This is a genomic window from Micromonospora marina, assembly GCF_900091565.1.
GTDB classification, from domain to species: Bacteria; Actinomycetota; Actinomycetes; order Mycobacteriales; family Micromonosporaceae; genus Micromonospora; species Micromonospora marina.
Window position 1 is genome coordinate 1 of sequence record NZ_FMCV01000025.1, and the last position, 19,375, is coordinate 19,375.

Here is a 19,375-nt window from a genome sequence, read left to right on the forward strand (position 1 = left end):
GGTTTCCCGGGGTTATCCCAAAGCCTGGGGCAGGTTGCTCACGTGTTACTCACCCGTTCGCCGCTCGAGTACCCCGAAGGGCCTTTCCGCTCGACTTGCATGTGTTAAGCACGCCGCCAGCGTTCGTCCTGAGCCAGGATCAAACTCTCCAACAAAAACTTGTCGAACAGCAATCAACCTGACAACAAAAGTGTTGCCAAAGGAATCCCAACCAGCAACCATCCCAAAGAACAGCCACCAGTCCGGGGTATAAAACAATTGGCACTGGCTTTACAAGCACCCTGTTGAGTTCTCAAAGAACAACCACACACCAACCGCAAGCCCCACACCGTGGAACCCCGACCGGGGCATTTCGTCCGCTCACCCGCCGCTCTCGCGCCGGGCACTTTTACTACGTTACCGCACCGTCTCCGCCGTGTCAAACCGTGTGTCCCGGTCTGTCATGCTTCGTACGGGTTGGCGCCGATGAGCACGCGCAGCAGTCACCCGTCGCGCTTGATCATCGGATTTGGCAGGCCGGCCGCTGCGGTTTCCCGCCAGCTCGCCCGGTGCCCTGCCGGTCGACAACCTTACCCGGTCGGTTCCGCTCCGCCAAATCCGCCCTGCGGCGTTTCGGCGAGCCCCACCCGGACCGCGTCCTTCAAGACCTGAAGCCTTGGTCGGACCCGACACCAGCCCTGCTCGGCGCTCCCGGTCTTTCGTCCCGTTTGCCCCGTTCCGCGCTGGCAGAGAGAAAGTTACGCGTCCCCAGGTTTGATCGTCAAATCGACGGGTGGCGGCGCGCGTCACACCCGTCCCGCCGCGCGTCGACCAAGGAGTTGACCAAGGAGGTGACGTCCCGATCCGGGGCCCTCGGGGACACAAACTCCTTGATCACCGGAGCGAGGGCCGCGGCGGTGAGGGCGCGGGAGGGCTGGAAGGGCGGCGGGCGACGCGGTAGGCCCTGATGCCCAGGACTCCCACCGTCGTGCCGATGGCCAGGGACGCCGCGATCAGCAGGGCGTGTACCCACAGGAAGCCGGTCGGGCTGCCCTCGCCGACGGCACCGGCCGACCAGGCGCGCTCGTCGTTCCAGATGGCGACCGCGAACCTCGGCCAGATCGCCCACGTCCAGGCGCCGACGGCGACCAGGAACAGCGACCAACCACGTGACAGAACCATGGTCGGCCAGTATGCCAGCGCGCCGACCGCCCAGGTCAGGCCCGCGCTCCACGCGGCGCACGTTTCCGTTCCCGCCCCCGGGGCACTTTCCTGTCGAGCCGACTCGACGGAGGTGCCACCGATGCAGCCGTTCAACCCGTGGACCTGGCGGGATCCGTCCGCCCTGGCCGGTGGGTACGACCAGACCCGGCCGGGAGACGTGCCGGAACAGCGCACCGGCGAGGCGGACGACGGCCCGGACGCCCCCGGCCCGGGTACGCCGATCGACCTCACCGGCTACCGGGTGGAGGCGACGGACGGCCGGATCGGCTCCATCGACGAGGCGAGCGACGACGCCGACGCGCGGTACCTGGTGGTGGACACCGGCCCGTGGATCTTCGGCAAGAAGGTGCTGCTGCCGGCCGGGACGGTGGCCCAGGTCGACCACCTGGAGCGCGTGGTGCACGTGGACCGCACCCGCGAGCAGGTGAAGGAGTCCCCCGCGTTCGACAGCGACCACTTCGCGCACCCCGACTACCGGGAGCGGGTCGGCAGCTACTACACCGAAAGCTATCGACAGTAGTGAGTCCGGCAGGAGGCAGCGACGCGGGCCGGTGAGCGGATACCGTGTGAGCCATGGTCCGGCCGCGCAGCTGCCTCCCGGAGACCCGCAGCGGTCTCCCGGGCCACGCTGTCGACGGCCGGGAGCAGATCCTCGACGTACTCCGTGCCGGCGGACTCCGTTTCCGCGTCGGCGGGCGATGGCGGCGCTCGTTCTGACGAGCCCGCTCCACCGACCCGGGCGACCCTCGAAAGCCGCTGGTGACGGCGCTCGACCGGTTCCTGGACCCGATCCGGGAGCGCCGGGCCCGCTTCGAGGCGCAGCCCGGCCTGGTCGACGAACTGATCGTCACCGGCACCGAGCGGACCCGCGCCGAGGTGCGTCGCACGCTCGTCGAGGTGCGCCGGGCGATGGGTCTGAGCAGCGCGTACACCCAGGTGCGGCGCCGGGCCGAGCGCTACCGAAAGGCCGTCGCCACCTCGGCCCGACGGCGAACCGGTCCGGGGTACGCGCTTGCGCCGACCCCGGACCGGCCGGTTACGCTGACGACATGGCCAGCTCGCACGCGTACCCGATGACGTCCTCCGACGTCCGGCTCGGCGCGCTGCGACGCCGGCGGTCCCGCGACCGCCTGCGCTGAGCCTTCCCTCCTGCGACCGGCGGATCGAGCCGCCGGTCGTCATCGATCGTCCTCGCTCCGCCGTCGCGTTCCCGTCAGGTGATCCGCGCGGCGGATCCACAGCGAGATCGGCGTACTCATGGATCTTGAAAGGTTGCTTGCCGACCGGCTGGCGCCCGCGTTCGCGGCGGTGGCCGGCGGGCCGGTGGACCCGGCCGTGCGGCGCTCGCAGCACGCGGACTTCCAGTCGGACGCGGCGCTGGGGCTGGCTCGTCGGCTCGGCCGGCCACCGCGGGAGATCGCCGCGGAGGTACGGGAGCGCGCGTCGCTGGCCGACGTCTGCGCGGCGGTCGAGGTGTCCGGTCCGGGTTTCCTGAACCTGACGGTGGCCGGGCACGCGCTCGGCGGGCTGGTGTCCGCACTGGCCGCCGATCCGCGGCTCGGTGTGCCGGTGGTGGCCGAGCCGGAGACGGTGGTGGTCGACTACTCGGGGCCGAACGTGGCGAAGGAGATGCACGTCGGGCACCTGCGGTCGACTGTGATCGGGGACGCGGCGGCGCGGACGCTGGAGTGGCTCGGGCACCGGGTGCTGCGCGCGAACCACCTCGGCGACTGGGGCACTCCGTTCGGCATGCTGATCGAGCACCTGCTCGACCTGGGCGAAGCCGGGGCGGCGCAGGAGCTGTCGATGGGTGACCTGGACGGGTTCTACCGGGCGGCGCGGGCGAAGTTCGACGACGACCCGGCGTTCCAGGAACGGTCGCGGCAGCGGGTGGTGGCGTTGCAGGGCGGCGACCCGGCGACGCTGCGGCTGTGGCGGCTGCTGGTGACGCAGTCGGAGAGCTATTTCCTGACTGTGTACGACCTGCTCGACGTGACGCTGACCGGCGACGACTTCCGGGGTGAGAGCAGCTACCACGACCAGCTCGCGCCGACTGTCGAGGAGCTGGACCGGCTCGGGCTGCTGCGGCGAAGCGACGGCGCGGACTGCGTGTTCCCGCCCGGCTCGGTGGGGCGGGACGGCGAGCCGTTGCCGCTGATCGTGCGCAAGTCCGACGGCGGGTACGGCTATCCGGCCACCGATCTGGCCGCGCTGCGGCACCGGACCGGCGCGCTCGGCGCCACCCGGCTGCTCTACGTGGTGGGGCTGCCGCAGCGGCGGCACTTCGAGATGGTGTTCGCGGTCGGCGCGCAGGCCGGCTGGCTGGCCGCGCCGGTGCGGGCCGAGCACGTCGGGTTCGGTTCGATCCTCGGTCCGGACGGGCGGATGCTGCGCAGCCGGGCCGGCGGGTCGGTGAAGCTGGTCGGGCTGCTGACCGAGGCGGTCCAGCGGGCCACCGCGCTGGCCCGGGAGCGCAACCCGGAGCTGGGCGTGGCCGAGGCCGCCGCTGTGGGGCGCGCGGTGGGCATCGGCGCGGTCCTGTACGCCGACCTGTCCGGGGACCGGCACAAGGACTACGTGCTGGACTGGGAGCGGATGCTGTCGCTGGACGGGAACACCGCGCCGTACCTCCAGTACGCGTACTCCCGGGTCCGGTCGATCTTCCGGCGGGCCGGCGCGGCGGCGCGGCCGGACGCGGAGGTCTCGCTCGCCGAGCCGGCCGAGCGGGCGCTCGCGATGGAGCTGGTCGGCTTCGCCGCTGTGGTCGAGGAGGTGGCGGGCAGCCTGGAGTTCCACCGCCTGACCGCCTACCTGCACCGGCTGGCGGTCGCGTTCAGCGCGTTCTACGAGCGCTGCCCGGTGCTGCGGGCGGAGGGACCGGTGCGGGAGAGCCGGCTCGTGTTGTGCGAGCTGACCGGGCAGGTGCTGCGGCAGGGCCTGGACCTACTCGGCATCCGTACCCCGGAACGGCTCTGAGGCCGAGGGGTCACCGGAAAACCGTGCAGCGGCTAGCGTGACGCATCGACCGAACGAGAGGGAGGCGACGATGGCGGATCGGCGCGCGGTACTCGCTCGGCCGAGGCGCTCGGGCGGGTCTGCACGGCGGTGGAGGAGTTCGTCGCCGGCCACTGACGGGTCAGCGGCGACTCCGCCGCGTCCACACCACCGCCACCACTGCCGCGATGAGCGGCAGCAGGCAGCAGAGCGCCAGGACGGACAGCTGCCACGGCTTGATCGCTCCCATGGCGGGAATGATAGAACGCTCTCGCTAGGCTGACGCCCGGGCGGCCCTGCCGTCCAGCCACAGCGTGTCGCTGTCGTCGCGGTGGGAGCCGGTGGATCCGACGTGCTTGGCGCTGATCTTCGGCCCGTTCCTGATCACGTGCACGAGGGCCATCGCGTGTCCCCGGCCGAGGCCGTACTCGTCCTTGAGCCAGCCCACGATCACGCCCGCCTTGACGTCGGCCGCGTCGTAGCCGCGCTCCCTGGCCTCGTCGACCAGGACGCGCGGGGTCTTGCCGGTCTTGTCCTCGATCGCGTCGAGGTACGCCTGGAAGGACATCTGCCCAACCTTTCGCTCGGTGGTGACGGCCTCCACCCTCCCGGGGTGGGCGGCTCCGATCAACGACGGACCGGATCACCGTCGTTGTCTCCGGGGCAACGATCGGGCTCACCGGATCTCGGTTGTACGCGCTCAGCGCTGGCGGGTGAGGAGTCCGAGGCCCCTCCGCTGACCAGGGGATTCGGGGTGGACGATTTCTGGCGAAGTCTGAACTTTTGATTCGTGGCCTAGATAGGCAAAAAGGCGCATAATTGATCCCTTACGGTCGCTCCCCCGGGCGACGACGACGCCGGCCGGCGAACCGTCCAAAAGGCACCCTCTCCCCACCGGTGGGTCGATGGCGCTGGATTCCCAAAGCCACTAGGTTGGCCGTCGCCGCTGTGCTCGGCCGGCGCATTCACGAACCTAAGGAACACTCATGACAACCGCACCCGTGCGCCAGGATGAGCCCCCGGTCTCGCTGGGCAGGGTCCGCGCGGAGCCGCTCGACCGGCTGTCCGCCGCGGACATCTCCCCCATCGTGCGCCGGGTGATGGCGGCTCACCTCGATCAGACCCGCATCCCGGCGGCGAAGTTCTCGTCGTTCATCTGATCCGCGATGCCTCCGGGGCCCGCCCGCGCGGCGCTCACCGAGTTCGTCCTCAAGGTGCACGCCAGGTGTGACCTGGCGTGCGACCACTGCTACGTCTACGAACACGCCGACCAGAGCTGGCGCCGCCGCCCGGTGCGGATGACGCCGGAGGTGCTCCGGGCCGCGGCCGGGCGGATCGCCGGACACGCTGCGGCCCACGGCCTGCCGGACGTCACGGTGATCCTGCACGGCGGGGAACCGCTGCTGCTCGGCGCCGAGCGGCTGGGCGAGGTGCTCGCGGGCCTCCGGCGCGTCATCGACCCGGTCACCCGGCTCCGGCTCGGCATGCAGACCAACGGCGTCCTGCTCTCCGAGCGGCTCTGCGACCTGCTCGCCGACCACGACGTCGCGGTCGGCGTGTCGCTCGACGGCGACCGGGCCGCCAACGACCGGCACCGGCGCTTCCGGTCCGGCGCCGGCAGCTACGACCAGGTGCTGCGCGCGCTCGCCCTGCTGCGCCGCCCGGAATACCGGCGGATCTACTCCGGCCTGCTCTGCACAGTGGACGTGCGCAACGACCCGATCGCGGTGTACGAGTCCCTGCTCGCCCAGAATCCTCCGCGGATCGACTTCCTGCTCCCGCACGCCACCTGGGACGACCCGCCGTGGCGGCCGGCCGGCGGCGGCACCGCGTACGCGGGCTGGCTGCGCGCCGTCTACGACCGCTGGCGGGCCGACGGACGGCCCGTGTCCGTGCGTCTCTTCGACTCGCTGCTGTCCACCGCCGGGGGCGGACCCAGCGGCACCGAGTGGCTCGGTCTCGACCCGGTCGACCTGGCGGTGATCGAGACGGACGGCGAGTGGGAGCAGGCGGACTCGCTCAAGACCGCGTACGACGGCGCGCCCGCCACCGGCATGACCGTCTTCTCGCACGCGGCCGACGACGTGGCGGCCAACCCGCTCCTGGCCCGCCGCCGCTCCGGCCGGGCCGGGCTCAGCGACGAGTGCCGGCGGTGCCCGGTGGTCGACCAGTGCGGTGGCGGACTCTTCGCCCACCGGTACGGCGCCGGGCACTTCGACCATCCGAGTGTCTACTGCGCCGATCTGAAAGAGCTGGTCGTGCACGTGAACGAGAACCCACCGGCACCCGTCCGGCTCGACGCCGGCCTGCCCGACGACTTCATCGACCGCCTCGCGGCCCTGACCGGCGACCGGGTCGCCATCGGCCGGCTCGTGGAGGCACAGATCGCCATCGTCCGCGCGCTGCTCGCCGAGGTGGCCGACCGGCTGCCCGCCGGTGGGGCCGGAGCCGACGGCTGGGCGGCGCTGACCGCCCTCGACCGCGGTGCGCCGGAGTCCGTGGCGCGGATCGCGGCGCACCCGTACGTGCGGGCCTGGGCCGTGGACTGCCTCGCCGGCACCGGCACCGGCGCCCGGCTGGGACCGGACCACCTCAACGCGCTCGCCGTCGCCGCCGCGCTCGACGCCGGCACCCCGGTACGCCTCGACGTACCGGTGCGGTCCGGCCGCCTGCACCTGCCGACAGTGGGCACCGTCCTGCTGCCCGAGGTGGGCGACGGCGCCGCCCGGGTCGAGACCGGCCCGGGTTCGCTGCGGGTGACCGCCGGGGACGTGACGGCGGTGATCCGTCCCGGCACGCCAGGCGACGCGCCGAGGTGGTGGCCGGCCCGCGCCCTCACCACGCCGGACGTGAGCGTCCTGCTGGAGGACGCCGACCCGCACCGCGACTGCCACCGGCTGCCCGCCGGTGACCGCCTCGACGACGCCGCGGCCGGGCGCTGGGCCGAGACGTTCGCGGCGGCGTGGCAGGTGATCCGGGACGAGGTGCCGGGCCATGCCGAGGAACTGCGTACCGGGCTGCGGGCCGTGGTCCCGTTACGGCGCAGCGGCGCGGGTGTCAGCGAGGCGTCGACCGCGCGGCAGGCGTTCGGCGGTGTCGCGGCCACGGAGACCGACGCCGGTTCGCTCGCGGTGCTGCTCGTGCACGAGTTCCAGCACAGCAAGATGAACGCGCTGCTGGACATCTGCGACCTGGTCGACGGCACCCGGACGATCGGCATCACGGTGGGCTGGCGGCCCGACCCGCGGCCCGCGGAGGCCGTCCTGCACGGCATCTACGCGCACGCGGCGGTGGCCGGCATCTGGCGGATCCGGGCCGACCGCCAGGTCGACGGCGCGCAGGCGGTCTACCGCCGGTACCGCGACTGGACGGCCGAGGCGATCGGCGCGCTGCAGCGGGCGGACGCGCTCACCCCGGCGGGCTCGCGGCTGGTCCGGCAGGTCGAGCGTTCGATGTCCGGGTGGCCGGCGTGACCGCCGCCCGCACCGCTGACCGGACCGGCACGCTCGCCGCCGACCTGCGCGCGCTCGGGCTCGGCCCCGGTGACGTGGTGCTCGTGCACTGCTCCCTGCGCGCCCTCGGGCCGGTCGACGGTGGCGCGGGCGCCCTGGCCGCGGCGCTGCGCACGGCCGTGGGTCCGGCCGGCACCGTCGTGGTTCCGGCGCAGACCCCCGACAACTCGGTGAGCAGCGCCGCGTACCGCGCCGCGACCGCCGGGCTGACCGACGAGGAACGTCTGGCGTACGAGGACCGGATGCCCGGCTTCGACCCGGCCGTCACACCGTCGTTCGGGGTCGGCGCATTCGCCGAGCACGTACGCCGGCTGCCCGGCGCGGTCCGCAGCCGGCACCCGCAGACGTCGTTCAGCGCGTGGGGGCCGCGGGCGCAGGAGCTGATGCGCGTCCACGACCTGGACTCCCATCTCGGGGAGCGGTCCCCGCTGGCCGCCCTGGAGGCGGCCGGGGCGTGGACGCTGTTGCTCGGTGTCGGCTATGCGACATGCACCGCGCTGCACCTCGCCGAGTACCGGTCGCGCCGGCCGGCGCCGCGTCGCCCGTACCGCTGCTACGTGCTGCGCGACGGTCGCCGGGAACGGCTGGACTTCGAGGCCCCGCACCTGGATGCGGCCCCTTTTCCCGCGATCGGCGCGGAACTCGACCGGGCGGCGTTCACCCGGCACGGAACGGTCGGCGGCGCACCGGCCCGGCTGCTGCCGATATCCGACGCGGTAAACGCCGCCGTCGCCTGGATGGACGCCCACATCGGACGGTGAGGGCCTGGTAACCCGAGCGCAACCTCTCTACCCTGATCGATAGGCGCCGTATCGTGTCGACCGGGGAGCAGCGCGTGATCATTGACGGTTGGGGGTCAGGCGCACTTCCCGTGGAACGGTCGTGCCGTCGTGACCTCTGAGCGGCCCGCGCTGCCGGGCCCGCCCTATTTCTTCCTCAGCTACGTTCCCCCACCGACCCACAACGACCGCACCCCGGGCGACCACTGGGTCCGCCGCTTCTACCACGATCTCAACCTGGCGATCGACGGCCGGCCCGGCGACCGGTTACGCCGGCAGGGTTTCGCCGACTTCATGGTGCGGCCCCCGGACGACCGGACGGAACGAAAACGCACAGCGCTCGCCGAGGCCGAGGTGTTCGTGCCGTTGTACTCACCGGACTATCTCAACCGCGACGACTCGCGCCGGGAACGGGAGTGGTTCCGGCAACGGCTGATCCGGGCCGGCCGCCCGCCCGACGGCGACAACATCCTGCCGGTCCTGTGGATCCCGTCGCCCGCCGCCGTGCACGCGCCGGACCAGGCCCGGGCCGTGGCGATGGCCGCCGACGTGGACGCGTACGCCGCCAACGGCATGAGCGCGCTCTGCCGGCTCCAGAAGTTCCAGCACGCCTACAAGGAGGTGCTGGGCCGACTCGCCCAGCACATCGTCGACACCGCCGAGCAGACACCACTGCAACCGGCCGAGCCGCCGACCGGCCCGACCGACCTGCCGTCGTCGCCGACCAGCGAGGTGCCGTTCCGGGCGGTGGTGATCGCGCCCGGGGAACCGGCCGACCCGGGCCGGCTCAACGGGCGGTCCGACACCCACGCCGGCCGGTGGCGCCCGTTCCGCGACCGGCCGCCGGTGGTCGACGACGTGACCGACGCGGTCCAACGGCTGCGGATGCCGATCGACGTCCGCGACTTCGTGCCGGACGCCGGGCTGTTCCGGGGCTGCCCGGGCGTACTCCTGATCGATCCTCGGGTGGTCGAGACGCCGGACGGCGCGGAGGCCGTCCGCGCGGCGGTCGCCTCACTGCACCGCTGGGTGGGGGTCGTGGTGATCATCGAAGACTCGGCACCCGGCCGCCGCTCGCACGCGGCGGTGCTGCTCGACCGGGCCATCGAGATCTTCCCGGCCGCGGCACGCCCGCTGGCGATCACCACGTACGACGACTGGCGGGCCGGGATCCACGGCCTGGTCGACCGGATGCGCCGCCGCTACCTGGAGGCGAGACCGGCCTACCCGCCGCCGGGACGGCCGATCAGCAAACCCCGGCTCTGGGAGAACCCGCCGCCCGACGAGGGAGTGGACACATGACCCGACGCGAGGGACAGGTCGTCACCTTCTACTCCTACAAGGGCGGCACCGGCCGGACGATGGCGCTGGCGAACGTCGCCTGGATCCTCGCCGCCAACGGCAAGCGGGTGCTCGCCGTCGACTGGGACCTGGAATCCCCCGGCCTGTCGCGCTTCTTCGCGCCGTTCATCGACCGGGACGCGCTGGAGAGCACCGGCGGGGTGATCGACCTGATCCGGGAGTACGAGTGGGCCACCACCACCAAGCAGGACAAGGGCGACGACCGCTGGCACGAGCAGTACGCCCGCGTGCACAAGTACTCGTTCTCGCTGAACTGGTCCAACTTCCCCGGTGACGGGACGCTCGACTTCCTCGGCGCGGGCCAGCAGAACAACGACTACGCCGGCGCGCTCGCCGGGATGAACTGGGACGAGTTCTACGAGCGGCAGGGCGGCGGCTACTTCTTCGACGCGCTTCGCGCCGACATGAAACGCAACTACGACTACGTGCTGATCGACAGCCGGACCGGGTTCTCCGACGTCGCCGACATCTGCACCATCCAACTGCCGGACGTGCTGGTCACCTGCTTCACCCTCAGCGAGCAGGGCATCACCGGCGCCGCCAAGGTGGCGCGGCTGGTCGAGCACCGCTACGGGTCGCGGCGGATCCGGGTGCTGCCCGTGCCGATGCGGATCGACCCGGCGGAGAAGGTCAAGGCGGACACCGGGCGGGCGGTGGCGCGCCAGCGTTTCAGCGGCCTGCCGAGCGGGATGAGCGAGGCCGACCGGGACCGGTACTGGGCCCGGATGCAGGTGCCCTACCAGGCGTTCTACGCGTACGAGGAACTGCTCGCCACGTTCGCAGACCAGCCCGGCGTCAACGGGTCGCTGCTGTCCGCGTACGAGGTGCTGGCCCGGGAGATCACCCGGGGCGAGGTGGAGTCGCTGCCGCCGATGAGCAGCGCGGTACGCGAGCGGGTCAACGCCCGGTTCACCCGTACCTCCACCTCGGTGGAGAACGAGATCCTGCTCCGGCACGCCCCGTACGACCGGGTGTGGGCGGAGTGGATCGGGCACCTGCTGGTCTCGGCCGACGTCCGGGTCACCGATCCGTGGTTCGCCGAGGACGAGACGCCCCGGACGGCCCGGGAGCTGATCATCGTGTCGGAGTCCAACGCCACCGAGGAGGCGGTGCTCGCCGCGCCGGACCGCTCGCCCGACCAGGTGCCGCTCGTCGTGTACGTCGCGGACGTGCGGCGCCTGGCGAACGTGCCCGCCGCGCACACCGTCTCGGTGGCCGGCCTGGAGGCCCGGACCGCCGCCGCGCGGATCCTGCGCCTGGTCGGCCGCGAGGGGGTGCCGGCCGACCTGGAACTGCCGACCGGTCCCCGGTTCCCCGGCCGCGACAACACGGTGTTCGAGGTGCCGGGCCGCAACAAGCGCTTCACCGGCCGGGAGGCGGACCTGCGCGAGCTGCGGACACTGCTGCGCAGCAGCCCCAAGGTGGTGCTCTCCGGCACCGGGCCGGTGGCGTTGCAGGGCATGGGCGGCATCGGCAAGAGCCAGCTCGCGCTGGAGTACGCCCACCGCTACCGCGCCGCGTACGACATGGTGTGGTGGATCGACGCCGACCAGGTGCCGTTCATCGAGTCGGCCATCGGTGACCTGGCGCCCTACCTGGGCGTACCGTCGTCGGAATCGAACCGGGAGAACGCCCGGCTGGTGCTCCAGGCGCTGCGCCGCACCGACCTCCGCTGGCTACTGATCATGGACAACGCGGACGAGGTCGAGGGCGTCCTGCCGTACGTGCCGGACGGCAAGGGCCACGTCCTGATCACCTCCCGGAACCTGCAGTGGGTGGAGCGGGCCACCACCGTCCAGGTCGACGTGTTCAAGCGCGCGGAAAGCATCCAGCACCTCACCGAGCGGGTGCCGACCATGCGCGTCGACCAGGCCGACCGGATCGCCGCCCTGCTCGGTGACCTGCCGATCGCGGTGACCGCCGCCGCGGCCTGGCTGGCCGACACCGGCCACTCGGTGGACAGCTACCTCACCGAGATCGCCAGGTTCGGGCCGGGCGCGGTGATGGAGCCGAACAGCAACGTCTCCGTGGAGGCCACCTGGGAGCTGTCACTCAACCACCTGCGGACCCGCAACCCGGCCGCCTACCGGGTACTGCAACTCTGCTCGGTGTTCGCGCCGGAGATCTCCGCCGACCTGGTCTACAGCGACGAGTTCGCCGAGGCGCTGGTGCCGTTCCACCCGCAGGCGAAGGAGCGGCTGGTCCGCCAGCAACTGGTGCAGCAGGCCAACCGGCTCGCCCTCCTCCGGGTCGACCTGCGGGCCGAGAACCCGTCCGGCGGCGAGCGGGGCCGAGGCGGCCTGGTGCTCATGCACCGCCTGCTCCAGCACGCCGTCCGGTCCCGGATGACGGAGGCGGAACTCGACGAGGCCCGCAGGCAGGTCCACCTGGTGCTCGCCGCCGCCCGGCCGGAGGGCGAGGTCGACGACCCCGACGGCTGGCCCAGGTTCCGGGTCATCTGGCCGCACCTGGAGGCGGCGAAGGCGCCGCTGAGCCGCAAGGTGGAGGTGCGGGCCCTCATGATCGACCGGGTCCGTTACCTCCAGTTGCGCGGCGACCTGGAGACCGGCCGGCGGCTCGGGCAGGAGGTCGCGCGGACCTGGGAGCAGATGCTCGCGGAGGAGACCGACCCGCGGGCGCGCGACGACCTGCGCCGGCAGTTGCTGCACCTCCAGTTCAACCTCGCCAACATCCTCGCCTTCCTCGGGCAGTTCACCGAGTCGCGGGCGCTGGACGAGGAGGTGCTGGCGGCCCAGCGGGACCTGCTCGGCGAGGACCACCCGCACACGCTGATGACCGCCGGCGGGCTCGCCCGCGACCTGCGCGGCATGGGCATGTACAGCGAGGCGCTGCGCCTGGACGAGATCACGTTCAACGCGTGGAAGCGGAACTTCACCGAGGAGCACCCGCGTACCCTCGCCGCGCTCAACAACCTCGCCAGCACCCAGCGCCTGATGGGTGACTTCCGGGAGGCCCGCAAGAACGACGAGATGGTGCTGGCCGGGCGCCGCGCGATCCTCGGGGAGAACCACCCGGACACGCTCGCCTCCTCCGCGTACGTCGGCATCGACATGCGCGACGCGGGCGACTTCGAGCAGTCGGTCGCCCGCCTGCGCAGCGTCCACCGGGACCTGCTGCACACGGCCGGGGCCGAGCACCTGATCACCCTGCGGACGCAGACGAACCTGGCGGTGTCGCTGCGCGCGGCCGGGCACGCGGTCGAGGCGGGCAAGCTCCTCGAAGCCGCGTACGAGCTGCTGAACGAGCGGTTCGGGCCGGACAACCCGGAGACGCTCACCTGCCGGCTGAGCCTGTCGATCAACCTGCTCACCGTCGACCTGTTCCAGCGCGCCAGCCGGGAACTCACCGAGGTGCACCGCATCTACCAGCGCAACCTCGGCCCGGCGCACCCGCTGACCCTGGTCTGCATGGTCAACCTGGCCATGGTGGCCCGCCGCGCCGGGGACTTCGCCGAGGCGCGGCAGCTCGCCGGCCGGTCCGCCGACGCGCTCGCCGGGGTGCTCGGCAGCGGGCACCCGTACCCGCTCTCCGGCTGGATGAACCAGGGCATCTGCATCGCCGAACAGCCCGACCCGCCGGAGGGCCGGGAGGCCGCGGACCTGGAGGCGCTGAGCCTGCTGGGGCGCGCCCACGACGGGCTGGTCCGGATCCTCGGTCGCGACCACACGAACACGCTGCGCTGCCGGGCGAACCTGGTGGTGATGCAGGAGCGGGTGGAGAGCGGCCGGCGGGCGGAGGTGGAGGCGGTCACCCGCGAGCTGGCCTACCGGCTGGGCGAGAACCACCCGGCGGTCGAGGCCGTCCGGGAGAGCCGGTTGCAGCGGCGCATCATCGACCCGCATCCGATCTGACCGCGGCCCGCTCCACCGGGTCGGCCAGCCACGCGAGGATCTCCGGCAGCACCTCCACCGCGCCGAAGTGTGCGCTGCGCGGCTGCACGTGCAGTTGCGCGCCGGGGATCTGCTCGGCCAGCCAGCGGGTGTGGCTGGCCGGGGCGAAGTTGTCGTCGGCGCCGTGCCACAGCCGGACCGGCATCCGGATGTCCGCGAGCGTGATCCCCCAGTCGGCGCGCAACGCCAGCACGTCGTCGATCCAGCCGTGCGGCCCCTGGCGCAGCGCCTCGGCATAGGCGTCGGTGAGCTGCCGGCGGATCGGCACGCCCGCCACCACCCGGCGGTCGGCCGCGGTCATCTGCTCGACCAGCAGCGCCAGCAGCGAGCCCGGGTCGTCCATGGTCCGTTCGGCCCGCAACCGCAACTGCTCGGCGAGCACCGGCACGTCGTGCTCGGCGGCACCGTAGTCCCGGACGTTGGCGTCGGTCATGCCACCGAACCAGTCCAGCCCGGCCGCCCCGGCCGGGGCGAGACCGACCAGGACGGCGGTCCGTCGTACCCGCTCCGGCAACAGCGCGGCGCAGGCCAGGGCGTGCGGGCCGCCGCCGGAGCGTCCCACCACCGAGAACCCGTCCAGGCCGAGGTCGTCGGCGATGGCCGCGACGTCCGCCGCGGCGTCCGCGACCCGGCGGCCGGGCAGCCGGCTGGAACCGCCGTAACCCGGCCGGTCGTACGAGATCAGCCGTACGCCGAGCCGGTGCAGCACGATGGACCGTGGTCGTGGACCGTTGCGGCTGCCGGGTGTGCCGTGCATCAGGAACACCGGCCAGCCGCGTTGCGCCCCGGCGATGTCGACCGCCAGGTTCCTCCTTCCCGTCCGGACGATGTGCTCTCGGTGCCGGGGCGAGTGTGCCAATCGGGGCCTCCGAACGGGTGGTGGCGGTACGGGTGGCGTGGTCAGACCGCCTCGGCGGCCGGGAGCTGGCCGGGCCGGTCGAGGTGACCGGACTGGTCGGCGGGCGGGTCCGACGCGGCGAGGACGCGCAGCGTGTCGAGGGCTGATGCCAGCGAGACCTCGGCCGGCACCCGGTCGTAGGCCCGCAGGTAGTCCAGGAGCAGCCGGCACAGGCTCGCCTCGTCGAGGAACTCGTCCGGCAGCCGGTGCGCGAGCAGGGCGTGCATCGTCCTCGGCGGGATCTTCGGCCAGGCCAGGTCGGCGTACTCGTTCAGCGCCATCAGCAGCCACAGCGCGGTGCGGTTGTCGACCCGGGCGGCCGCGAACTGCTCGGCCATCTCGGCCGACACCACGCCGTCCTCCAGCGGCAGCTCCGCGAGCCGGTCCTCGATGTCGGCGAGCACCCGGCGGACCCGGGGCACGTACCGCTGCGGCAGCCGGTGGAGCCCGTGCCGCAGGATGAGCGCGTGCAGCACCGCGTGGTCGTCGGTCGTGCCGAGCGAGTCGACCAGTTCCGGGAACTCGTCGATCAGGTACGGGCACGAGATGATCAGCTCGGGCGGGGCGGTCGGCGAGTCGGGCAGCCGGCTCAGCGCCACCCGGGTCAGCCCGCACACCACCTCGCGGGGCAACTGCGCGCCGTCCTCGGCGAGACATTCCAGCAGGACCGTGGCGCTCGTGCTGGACACCGCCTCCGGTGACTCGACGGCGCGCGCCCACAGCCGCCGGTAGCTTCGCTCGTCGTACAGGATGAGCTGGTGCAGGGACGGCACCGGCCAGCGGCGGGTGGCGAGCGAGACCAGGTCGGCGTGGAAGCGGCCGGCCTCGAAGCTGTCCGGCTGCTGGCCGCGCCACGTCCGCGCGCCCGCCTGCAGCTGGCCGTAGGTGGTGATGTCGCCGAGCAGCCGCGCCTCCTCGGCGGCCACGTTCACCGTCTCGCCCCGGCCCTCGCGCCGCCGCTCGGCGACGATCCGGCCGTCGGCGTCCCGGTCGAGCCAACTGATCATCGCGAGCTGGCCCTTCTCGTCCAGCCCCGCCCGCCACAGCCGGACCGTGGACACCCAGGTCGCCTCGTCCATCAGGTCGGTGTGGCGTACGCCGTCCGGTGACACCAGCGCGGCGAGCGCGACCAGGTTCGCGGTGTACGCGGCGAGCAGCCGCACCGGGTCGTACGGCGCGGGCCGGTAGCCGTCCACGCCGGCCAGGTCGGTCCGCTGCCGGGCCTCGGCCAGCAGGCCGGCGATGGTCTCCACGATCCCGTCCCGCTCCTGCGGGTGACGGGAGCTGAGTTCACGGGCGAAGCCGACGACCGCCTCCCGCTTCACCAGCGGCTGGTGGGAGAGCAGCGCCCGGAACTGGCCGGTGTCCAGCTGGTAGCCGAAGCCGGCCGGGCTGCGGGTGTGCCGGCGCAGCTCGGCCAGGCTCCGCAGCGCCCCGATGACGTACTCGGCGATCAGGAAGTCGCCGATCGTGGTGTGCAGGAACTCGTACGTGCGCCGGGCGTCCTCGCCCTGCACGTCGTCCGGGCCGTACACCACGAAGAACGCGGCCGTGACCAGCTGTTCCGGGCCGAGCACGTCGCCGAGTTCGAACCGGGAGCCGTCGCCGGCCCCGGCCCGGAAGCAGTCGAGGTCGAGGCGGAGCGCGGCCCGGTTCACCAGTTCCCGGTTGCGGTTGAACATGGCGAACGCGGTGATCGCCAGGTCGCGCCGGAGCTGGTGCTCGCGGGCCTCCCGCTCGTGGGGCGGAAGCGCGATCGGCGCCTTCTCGCTCACCTGCCGCCTGATGAACGCGGTGAGCAGGCCGGTGAACAGGTCGGACCGGGAGATGGCGGCGCCGGGACGGCGGTCGGCCCAGTGCTCGTTGTAGTAGATCGCCAGCAGCGTGAGCAGCAGCGGCTGGCGGGCCAGCTCGCCGTGCGACAGCAGTTCCCGGGCGGACAGGAGGCGGTAGCCGGGCCGGTCCTCGTTCGCCGCGTTCACGGCGGCCAGCCAGGCCGTCACCTGGGCGTCGGTCAGGTCCTCCAGGCGGACCAGCACGGTGCCCTGCGGCACGCTGGCGCGGTCCATCACCAGGATCCGGGACGTGATGATCGGGATTACCGAGTAGCCCAGGTCCCACTGGGTCTCCTGGAACTCGGCCACCCGGTCGATGTACTGCGAGTGGGCTGTGCCGGTGACCTGGACGAGTTCGTCGAACCCGTCGAAGATCACTACGACGGTCGTGTGCCGGGTGGCCCGGCGCAGGTCCGCCCAGCGGATGCGCTCGTCCATCACCTGCTCGATCGCGGCCTCGATCTGCTCCGTCGGCGACGTGTCCCCGGACATCCGGCGCAGCGGCACCACGATCGCGGTGAACCGGCTCGCCGGCAGCCGGGCCGCGATCACCCGGGTCAGCAGCGTCTTGCCGGCGCCCGGCTGGCCGAGGAGCAGCAGCGGACGGTGCAGGCTCGCCGGGTCGGTCAGGTATTCGGAGAGGAACCCGACGAGGTCACCCCGGCGCGGCTGGTCCTCCCACCAGCGCTCCCGCTCCGGTGACGTGTGCTTGCCGTACTCGGCGGCCCGGAAGTCGGGGCTGATGAAGCCGCTGTCCACGTTCGGCAGCCGCAGGTGGAAGTCGACGTCCTTGATCCGCAGCAGCGGCTGCCGGAACACCGCCGCCAGCGAGCCGGTGAGCCGGTCGAGTGATTCGCGGAGCAGATCGGGCCGGTCCGCGGGCACCGGGCCGGGCAGCTCGGCGAGGTTGCGGTAGAGCTGCGCCAGCGCGTCCAGCCGGGCCGACACCTCGGTGGTCAGTTTCCGGTTGTCGATCAGGTTGTGCTCGATCGCCTGCCGGATCATCCGGAACCCGAACTCGGGAAGGTCAGCGGCGAGCCGGTCGAAGCGGTCCTCGTAGTGCCACATGGCCCGGCCCACCACACGGGTGCGCATCGAGGTGAGGTCGAGCCCGCGCCGCACCGACGGCCAGGCGGCCAGGCCCGCGCAGAAGGCGATGGTGGCGTCGTAGAGCTTGACGTACGCGGCCTCGACGTCCCGCCGGGTGTCGTCCATCCCGTGCACGGAGGAGGGCAGCGGGAAGTAGCCGCCGTCGATCTCCTGGGGGAGCGTGTGGTGCCGCCGTTCGGCCGGCAGCATGCCGACCTTCTCCTCGTCGGTCAGTTCCAGCCGGTCGAAACCCGGCCCGACCTCGTCGCGGAAACCGTCGAAGAATGCGGAGAGGGCCAGCACGGTATGGCTGGCCTCCAGCAGCTCGTAATACGATTTCCCGCCGGTCGCCCGGATGCGCCCGGCCTGGTTTCCGGTGGCGTCCCGGACGAGCTGCATGAGTGCGTTCTTCGGGCCGAGCAGCGCCAGCGCCGTACCGCTGGTGAGGGCCCCGGCGCCCAGGATCCCCGCGCTGACGACCTTGTCGGTCTCGGTGATGCGCGCGCTGCCCGGGGCCAGCAGTCGTAACGCATCTCGATAGCTGAGGCTCGAACGGCGCGGCATGCCGCCCCTTCCGCTGCTGGCGATCGGGATTCTTCAAGGATAGAAACTTCAGTGACGGAAAGCTATCGATCCCGCACCGGGCGGCGGCCCTGCGCCGACTTTTCCATTCATTCACCTCATTCAACCGGCAATGCGGCCAAGGCGTCCCGGCCGCTATCGTCGACGGGTGGACCACACACGGGTACGGCAGGCGTACGGGGCGGTCGCGACGCTCTACATCGAACTGATCGGCACCACCGGGCAGGTGCACGCGGACGACCTCGCCCTCATCGGCCGCCACCTGGCCGTCCGGACCGGTCCGGTGCTCGACCTGGGATGCGGACCCGGTCACCTCACCGGCCATCTCCGCTCGCTGGGCGTCGACGCCACCGGAATCGACATGGTTCCCGAGTTCGTCGCGCACGCGCGGGCGACGCATCCGGACGGCGCGTACCGGCTCGGGTCGCTGGACGACCTCGACGTCCCGGACCACTCCGTCGCCGGCATCCTCGCCTGGTACTCGCTGATCCACCTCCCACCACCTGATCTCGACGCCGTGCTGGCGGAGTTCCACCGCGCGATCGTGCCGGGTGGGCCGCTCGTGGCCGGCATCTTCGTCGGCGACGAGGTGGGCGCCTTCGACCACAAGGTCACCACCGCGTACCGCTGGCCGTTGGACGAGTTCTCCGCGCGGCTGCGACAGGCCGGGTTCGCCGAGGTCGAGCGCCTGACGCGCCTGGACAACAAGGCCCACCGGCCGCACGCCGCCGTCGCGGCCGTCGCGGCCGTCGCGTCCGGCGGCTGATCGGCCGACCGTCCGGGCGAGCGCGGATGCTCACCGCCGTGCCAGGATCGGCGTTCGGAGCCCGACGGCCGGAAGGACACCATGCCCGCGTACGCCATCGCCCATCTCCAGGACGCCGTACCGCACCGGGACATCGCCGAGTACATCGAGCGGCTTCCGGGCACGCTCGCCCCGCACGGCGGCCGTATCCTCGTGCACGCCACCCCGCACGAGGTGAAGGAGGGCACCTGGCCCGGCGCCGTCGTGATGCTCGGCTTCCCGGGGATCGCCGAGGCGCGGGCGTGGTGGGACTCGCCCGCCTACCAGGAGATCGCGCCGTTGCGCTCCCGGCACATCGAGGGCGACATCATCCTGGTCGAGGGCGTCCCCGAGGACTACGCCCCGACCGGCATCGTGCAGGCGATCCGGGCGGCGGCCTCCTGAGCCGTCCCGGCCGGCGCGCCC

13 protein-coding genes, 1 rRNA gene and 1 pseudogene are annotated in these 19,375 nt (G+C 72.4%); 10 read left to right on the top strand and 5 right to left on the bottom strand.

Annotation, left to right across the window (positions count from 1 at the left end):
* Both GA0070215_RS23580 and GA0070215_RS23585 read right to left on the bottom strand, forming a co-directional pair.
* Positions 1-155 (bottom strand): 16S ribosomal RNA (locus GA0070215_RS23580); the annotation flags it as partial.
* Between the two features lie 718 nt (positions 156-873).
* The gene (locus GA0070215_RS23585) at positions 874-1,161 is read right to left on the bottom strand and encodes an SCO4848 family membrane protein (protein WP_018788086.1); all 288 of its coding nucleotides are present in this window, start codon (positions 1,159-1,161) and stop codon (positions 874-876) included.
* 121 nt (positions 1,162-1,282) lie between these two features.
* Here GA0070215_RS23585 and GA0070215_RS23590 point away from each other — a divergent pair, with 121 nt between their 5' ends.
* The 3 genes and pseudogenes from GA0070215_RS23590 to argS all read left to right on the top strand — a co-directional run bounded on the left by GA0070215_RS23590 (position 1,283) and on the right by argS (position 4,179).
* Positions 1,283-1,723: a PRC-barrel domain-containing protein gene (locus GA0070215_RS23590; protein WP_018788085.1), complete on the top strand. Its 441-nt coding sequence runs from the start codon at positions 1,283-1,285 to the stop codon at positions 1,721-1,723.
* Positions 1,724-1,950: 227 nt separating this feature from the next.
* Positions 1,951-2,187, top strand: a pseudogene (locus GA0070215_RS23595) (tryptophan--tRNA ligase); the annotation flags it as partial.
* 273 nt (positions 2,188-2,460) lie between these two features.
* Positions 2,461-4,179 carry an arginine--tRNA ligase gene (gene argS, locus GA0070215_RS23600; protein WP_091049932.1) on the top strand — a complete coding sequence of 573 codons (1,719 nt, stop codon included), beginning with the start codon at positions 2,461-2,463 and terminating at the stop codon, positions 4,177-4,179.
* 292 nt (positions 4,180-4,471) lie between these two features.
* Here argS and GA0070215_RS23605 read toward each other — a convergent pair whose 3' ends face one another.
* Complete coding sequence (locus GA0070215_RS23605) at positions 4,472-4,765, bottom strand: DUF4287 domain-containing protein (RefSeq protein WP_091050138.1); 294 nt, start codon at positions 4,763-4,765, stop codon at positions 4,472-4,474.
* 418 nt (positions 4,766-5,183) lie between these two features.
* Here GA0070215_RS23605 and GA0070215_RS28545 point away from each other — a divergent pair, with 418 nt between their 5' ends.
* The 5 genes from GA0070215_RS28545 (at position 5,184) to fxsT (ending at position 13,722) form a co-directional block, all read left to right on the top strand.
* The gene (locus GA0070215_RS28545; RefSeq protein WP_167361554.1) at positions 5,184-5,357 is read left to right on the top strand and encodes a hypothetical protein; all 174 of its coding nucleotides are present in this window, start codon (positions 5,184-5,186) and stop codon (positions 5,355-5,357) included.
* 6 nt (positions 5,358-5,363) lie between these two features.
* Positions 5,364-7,670, top strand: coding sequence for an FxsB family cyclophane-forming radical SAM/SPASM peptide maturase (locus tag GA0070215_RS23610; protein ID WP_091049935.1), 2,307 nt, complete (start codon positions 5,364-5,366; stop codon positions 7,668-7,670).
* Positions 7,658-8,470 carry an AAC(3) family N-acetyltransferase gene (locus GA0070215_RS23615; protein WP_244167114.1) on the top strand — a complete coding sequence of 271 codons (813 nt, stop codon included), beginning with the start codon at positions 7,658-7,660 and terminating at the stop codon, positions 8,468-8,470. Before GA0070215_RS23610 ends, GA0070215_RS23615 begins: the two co-directional genes overlap by 13 nt.
* A gap of 129 nt (positions 8,471-8,599) precedes the next feature.
* Positions 8,600-9,790, top strand: a complete 1,191-nt coding sequence (locus tag GA0070215_RS23620) for a TIR-like protein FxsC (RefSeq protein WP_091049937.1) — start codon at positions 8,600-8,602, stop codon at positions 9,788-9,790.
* The gene (gene fxsT, locus GA0070215_RS23625) at positions 9,787-13,722 is read left to right on the top strand and encodes an FxSxx-COOH system tetratricopeptide repeat protein (RefSeq protein WP_091049939.1); all 3,936 of its coding nucleotides are present in this window, start codon (positions 9,787-9,789) and stop codon (positions 13,720-13,722) included. Before GA0070215_RS23620 ends, fxsT begins: the two co-directional genes overlap by 4 nt.
* On the opposite strand, the gene GA0070215_RS23630 is transcribed toward fxsT, so the two are convergent.
* Together GA0070215_RS23630 and GA0070215_RS23635 are read right to left on the bottom strand one after the other, a co-directional pair.
* Positions 13,700-14,620, bottom strand: coding sequence for an alpha/beta fold hydrolase (locus tag GA0070215_RS23630; RefSeq protein WP_036346619.1), 921 nt, complete (start codon positions 14,618-14,620; stop codon positions 13,700-13,702). The two genes, fxsT and GA0070215_RS23630, sit on opposite strands and share 23 nt — an antisense overlap.
* Before the next feature lie 41 nt (positions 14,621-14,661).
* Positions 14,662-18,147 carry an NACHT domain-containing protein gene (locus GA0070215_RS23635; RefSeq protein WP_091049941.1) on the bottom strand — a complete coding sequence of 1,162 codons (3,486 nt, stop codon included), beginning with the start codon at positions 18,145-18,147 and terminating at the stop codon, positions 14,662-14,664.
* A gap of 130 nt (positions 18,148-18,277) precedes the next feature.
* Between GA0070215_RS23635 and GA0070215_RS23640 the strand changes: the two genes are divergently transcribed.
* Together GA0070215_RS23640 and GA0070215_RS23645 are read left to right on the top strand one after the other, a co-directional pair.
* Entirely contained in the window at positions 18,278-18,931 is a 654-nt protein-coding gene (locus tag GA0070215_RS23640) for a class I SAM-dependent DNA methyltransferase (protein WP_091049943.1), read from the top strand.
* Positions 18,932-19,012: 81 nt separating this feature from the next.
* Positions 19,013-19,354, top strand: coding sequence for a DUF1330 domain-containing protein (locus GA0070215_RS23645; protein ID WP_091049945.1), 342 nt, complete (start codon positions 19,013-19,015; stop codon positions 19,352-19,354).
* The last annotated feature ends 21 nt before the right edge of the window (positions 19,355-19,375 follow it).

Bases quoted from the DNA above. Each gene is read 5' to 3' on its own strand.
- fxsT (WP_091049939.1), top strand. From the start codon at position 9,787: ATGACCCGACGCGAGGGACAGGTCGTCACCTTCTACTCCTACAAGGGC.
- GA0070215_RS28545 (WP_167361554.1), top strand. From the start codon at position 5,184: ATGACAACCGCACCCGTGCGCCAGGATGAGCCCCCGGTCTCGCTGGGC.
- GA0070215_RS23635 (WP_091049941.1), bottom strand. From the start codon at position 18,147: ATGCCGCGCCGTTCGAGCCTCAGCTATCGAGATGCGTTACGACTGCTG.
- GA0070215_RS23585 (WP_018788086.1), bottom strand. From the start codon at position 1,161: ATGGTTCTGTCACGTGGTTGGTCGCTGTTCCTGGTCGCCGTCGGCGCC.
- GA0070215_RS23640 (WP_091049943.1), top strand. From the start codon at position 18,278: ATGCGGCCAAGGCGTCCCGGCCGCTATCGTCGACGGGTGGACCACACA.
- GA0070215_RS23645 (WP_091049945.1), top strand. From the start codon at position 19,013: ATGCCCGCGTACGCCATCGCCCATCTCCAGGACGCCGTACCGCACCGG.
- GA0070215_RS23605 (WP_091050138.1), bottom strand. From the start codon at position 4,765: ATGTCCTTCCAGGCGTACCTCGACGCGATCGAGGACAAGACCGGCAAG.
- GA0070215_RS23610 (WP_091049935.1), top strand. From the start codon at position 5,364: ATGCCTCCGGGGCCCGCCCGCGCGGCGCTCACCGAGTTCGTCCTCAAG.
- GA0070215_RS23590 (WP_018788085.1), top strand. From the start codon at position 1,283: ATGCAGCCGTTCAACCCGTGGACCTGGCGGGATCCGTCCGCCCTGGCC.
- argS (WP_091049932.1), top strand. From the start codon at position 2,461: ATGGATCTTGAAAGGTTGCTTGCCGACCGGCTGGCGCCCGCGTTCGCG.